The 4,376-nt window shown below is 42.4% G+C and carries 5 protein-coding genes; 3 read left to right on the top strand and 2 right to left on the bottom strand.

The window, feature by feature from the left end; all coding sequences use genetic code 11:
• The 3 genes from A3757_RS20945 to ccrA form a co-directional block, all read left to right on the top strand.
• Positions 1 to 330: cobalamin-dependent protein (locus A3757_RS20945; RefSeq protein ID WP_197470183.1), on the top strand; the 330-nt coding region annotated here is incomplete at its 5' end.
• Positions 311 to 1,375: a GTP-binding protein gene (locus A3757_RS20940; RefSeq protein WP_156506466.1), complete on the top strand. Its 1,065-nt coding sequence runs from the start codon at positions 311 to 313 to the stop codon at positions 1,373 to 1,375. The genes A3757_RS20945 and A3757_RS20940, both read left to right, overlap by 20 nt.
• Before the next feature lie 115 nt (positions 1,376 to 1,490).
• The gene (gene ccrA / locus A3757_RS20935; protein WP_068740234.1) at positions 1,491 to 2,735 is read left to right on the top strand and encodes a crotonyl-CoA carboxylase/reductase; all 1,245 of its coding nucleotides are present in this window, start codon (positions 1,491 to 1,493) and stop codon (positions 2,733 to 2,735) included.
• A gap of 449 nt (positions 2,736 to 3,184) precedes the next feature.
• Here the strand turns inward: ccrA and A3757_RS20930 are convergent, their stop codons facing one another.
• On the bottom strand, positions 3,185 to 3,688 hold the full coding sequence (locus A3757_RS20930; RefSeq protein WP_231875451.1) for a tyrosine-type recombinase/integrase: 504 nt from the start codon (positions 3,686 to 3,688) through the stop codon (positions 3,185 to 3,187).
• Between the two features lie 106 nt (positions 3,689 to 3,794).
• Positions 3,795 to 4,304 (bottom strand): hypothetical protein, encoded by a 510-nt coding sequence (locus A3757_RS20925; RefSeq protein WP_068553931.1) that lies wholly within the window; start codon positions 4,302 to 4,304, stop codon positions 3,795 to 3,797.
• Between the last annotated feature and the right edge of the window lie 72 nt (positions 4,305 to 4,376).

The following is a 4,376-nucleotide window of genomic DNA, read 5'->3' as shown; positions in this document are numbered from 1 at the left end:
CGCCATGCTGGCTTCGATGTCATCTATTTCGGTATTCGACTAAGCGCTGCTGATATCGTTCAATCAGCATTAGAAGAGAATGTCGATGTAATCGGAATTTCTTTGCTATCAGGCTCACATAATGAAATTATCGATCAGCTATTCGATGAACTGGAAAGCAACAATGCTAAGGATGAAATTCCCGTCATACTTGGTGGAATTATTCCAACGCCTGACTTTGATTCTCTTCAAAACAAGGGTGTTAAGCGCATTTTCACGCCTAAGGATTTCGACCTAATGGCTGTGATGAACGAGATCATGGACGTCATTAATGCACAAAAAGCAAACTAAGGCCGGCCTTTCGCTCGATGATCTGACTGCAAAAATGGAGTCAGAACTACCAGAAAAAGTTGCGCAACAGATAGAGCAGGCAGCCAATCTAGAGAAATGGCCCATTGCCCAACTAATTTCGGTCTTTGAGCGTAATACCACACAAAACTTTGTTACCCGACACCAGATTGTTACTTATCTTGATAAGCAACAATCTGGCATCAATAAACAAGGTATGGTTTTGGGTATAACGGGAACGCCCGGTGCAGGCAAATCGAGCTTAATAGGTGAGTTATGTTTAACGCTACTAAAAGAGCGCTCAAACATGTCTATTGCGGTATTGGCGATAGACCCTTCAAGCCATGAGTCAGGAGGAGCCCTACTCGGCGATCGAACGCGTACAATTTTTCCAGTAAAAGACAAGCGTCTGTTCTTCCGCTCTCAAGCCTCACAACAAGACTTGGGAGGCATGAGTAAGCAGACTTTTCATGTGACGCGCTTACTACGAAAACTATTTGACCTCGTCATCATAGAAACGGTCGGAATCGGCCAAAGTGAAATCGAGGTACAGAAATTGAGTGATCATACCTGCTTGGTAATGCAGCCTCTGGCAGGCGATCAAGTTCAGTTTATGAAAGCCGGGATCATGGAAGTACCTGACACATTTATAATCAATAAATGTGATGAAGACAATTTAGCGAAAAAAAGCCTGCACTTACTAAAATCGAGTCTAAAATTAGCCAGTATTTATGTAGAAAATGCTGGCGATAAAAAGCAGGCTACGATTAAGGATATCTTTCTAACCAGCGCAATAAAGCGCAACGGTATTACTGAGCTGGCTGAGCACGTACTTGCACATAGAGACCAAACTATTAGTCAGCAAACCTTAGAAGAACAAGAAAACTACTTTTTACATAAATGGATTAAGCAAGCCTACGGTGAGTTTGGCGAAGGGGTATACGAACACTTCGCTCAAGATAAAGGCTTGCACAAAGGCAGTCTTGAAGAAAAAGAATTAAGATTTAAGGCAATTATTGCCCAATTTATTAAACAGATTCATGAGTAGTTTTTTGATATATATCAATAATTTGAATCAAATTTTCAACAATAATAACAACATAATCAAAAGAATTTAAAAACTAACAATAATTTAGCGACATTTAAATCATGAGGAAAACTAAATGACTAAAGAACTATATGACATCGGTGATGCACCACCATTAGGTGAAGTTCCTGCGAAAATGAATGCATGGCTAATTCGCCCAGAACGCTTTGGCAAACCAATGAAAGCGTTCCAAAAGGAAGTCATTGATACACCAGAGATCAAAGACGATGAAGTTCTTGTCTACGTGATGGCTGCTGGCGTTAACTACAACAATGTATGGGCTGGCCTAGGTGTACCTGTCGATGTAATCGGCGCTCGTAACAAGCAGGGTGAACCAGAAGAGTTCCATATCGGTGGTTCCGATGCATCAGGTATCGTTTATAAAATCGGTAAAGATGTTACTAACGTAAAAGTCGGTGACGAAGTTGTACTACATTGCGGTAGCTGGCAGAAAGGTTGTAAAGCAGAGCAGAAAGGTACTGACCCAATGTACGACCCAAGCTTCCGTATCTGGGGTTACGAAACTAACTTTGGTAGCTTTGCGCAGTTCACAAAAGTACAAGACCACCAATGTTTGCCAAAGCCTAAGCACTTAAACTGGGAAGAAGCGGCAACTTACATGCTAGTAGGCGCAACTGCTTACCGCATGCTTATGGCATGGGCACCAAACAACGTTAAGAAAGATGATGTTGTATTGATCTGGGGTGGTGCTGGCGGCCTAGGCTGTATGGCTATTCAGATAGCTGCTGCAATGGGCGCTAAGCCAATCGCTGTTGTTTCTGACGAGAGTAAGTTTGATTACTGTATGCAATTAGGTGCTGTTGGCTGCCTAAACCGTAAAGACTTCGACCACTGGGGCACGATGCCACACTGGAAAGATGAGTCCGCTTACGCGAAGTGGAGCAAAGGGGCTCGCGCCTTCGGTAAAGCTATCTGGGATATCCTTGGCGAGCGCCGTGGTGTTGATGTTGTCTTCGAACACCCAGGTGAAACTACCATTCCTACGTCTATCTTCGTTGCTGAAACAGGCGGTATGGTTGTGGTCTGTGCGGGTACTACCGGCTTCAACGCGACCTTAGACCTGCGTTATCACTGGATGCGTCAAAAGCGTCTGCAGGGCTCACACTTCGCAAATGACGATCAAGCAATCGGCGTAAATAACTTGGTAATTGAAGGTAAAGTAGACCCTTGCCTATCTAAAACATTTACCTATGAAGAGCTTCCTGACTCTCATCAGCTAATGTATGAGAACCAGCACCCTCATGGCAATATGTCAGTACTTGTTGGTGCAACTGACTTCGGTCAGGGCGCAGAGAAGTAGGTTCTATTAGCGACAACTCAAAAGGCGATCTTCGGATCGCCTTTTTTTGTGCCTGATTCACCACTCTCAATACATTTATTACTGATACCAATGATTGACCGCTAATTGGTACCTAAGTTTGTCCGCCTGAGATGTAAAGAAGATTTCTCGTGATTCTAAATTCCACAAAGTCGCCGTTCAACAGTCATATAAAGGAGCGGATTTTCCGGCCAAAATTTGTATTTAGTGGAAGCACAAAGCGATACTGTTACTCCCTGCGCAACAAACCCCCTTTATAAAATAACTCCTACAATGTTTTGAACTGACACCACGAAGCAGACCTTCAGAGATAACAAACCAGCATCAAATTTCAATCCTCTCTGATAATGCTAAGGCATCATCAAGCTCCACCCCTAAATATCGTACCGTACTTCCAAGACTCCTGTGCCCTAACAGCAGTTGAATGGACCTTAAGTCTTTATCTGGGCTACTTTGGTTCTTCTTAAGGAGTGCGTTCCGTAAAATCTTGTATCCAACCCAATAGCAGCAACCCACCTCTTTACTAAATTGTAGTATTGTCTAGTTGATATATGACTTCTATGAGAAAACCGGCTTGGGAAGAGGTAAGTAGCATGCTCTAAACGCAGCTTTTCAATCAATACCAAAATAGCTTCCCTCGTCTTCGATGTTATTTCGAATTTGACAGGTATTTTGGTCTTTTTCTGTATGATTTGAGTTCTAGACTTGCAGCTTTTTCCATTGTACACATCATATACGCGGAGCTTAACTAAATCACACCCTCGTAGTTTACTATCTATTGCGAGGTTAAAAAGCGCGAGATCTCTCACATTATTCTCCACCTCCAGCCTAATCCGAATAGCCCAAACCTGTTCAAGCTTAAGAGGGAGCTTTTGCCCTACAAGGACACCTTTATTCCACGGTCGAATTGCTAAAAGTGATGATGAGCAAGTCATTTTCACCTCCACGTCTCTTCAATATCTACTTTTTACTAAGACAATAGAGAAATCTGATAATTCAGCAAAATTTCAGCTGTGATGCGTTAGCTGAAGTTAACTCGAACTACTGATAGAAACTTCCAACAACAACTCCTAACAGTGGAAGAACCAGTACCAGGAAATAGAACTGAATCAATATTTTATTCGTATCCAAGACTGATGCCTCACCGCTGTCAGGCAATTTTGCCAACACTCCCCCTCTGATAGACCAAAAATACTCCTCTAAATCCCGTATCACGAACTGAAAAAGAAAAATTGATGCAGCGCAGGTCGCTAAAACAACCGTAGATACAACATTCCAACCCAAGAATGGAATACCAAATAAGTATATTGGAAAACACGGAAGCAATATTCTTTCTACTACTAAGAATGGCGCTGTCCTTCGGCTGCTCTTGTTGTACATATAACAAATACCGCACAGGTACCCTTGGGCTCTTGCGGATATTGCTAATGTTAAAAATGAGAACGCATAATTGCCAATTACGTTCTCACCTCCTAGGAAACCGGTAACTATGATTACGTGTGCAATGTAACCAATAACCATTAAGAGCAGATAGATAATTTTATTCTTCATGGAGCCGACCATGCCAAGAGAAGTCCCTCAAAAAATCCTATAAGAGGAATCGTCTTTCTATTTGCTCCTAAC

The sequence above is a fragment of the Oleiphilus sp. HI0117 genome (assembly GCF_001635235.1).
This window is presented reverse-complemented; position numbering and strand designations above follow the sequence as displayed.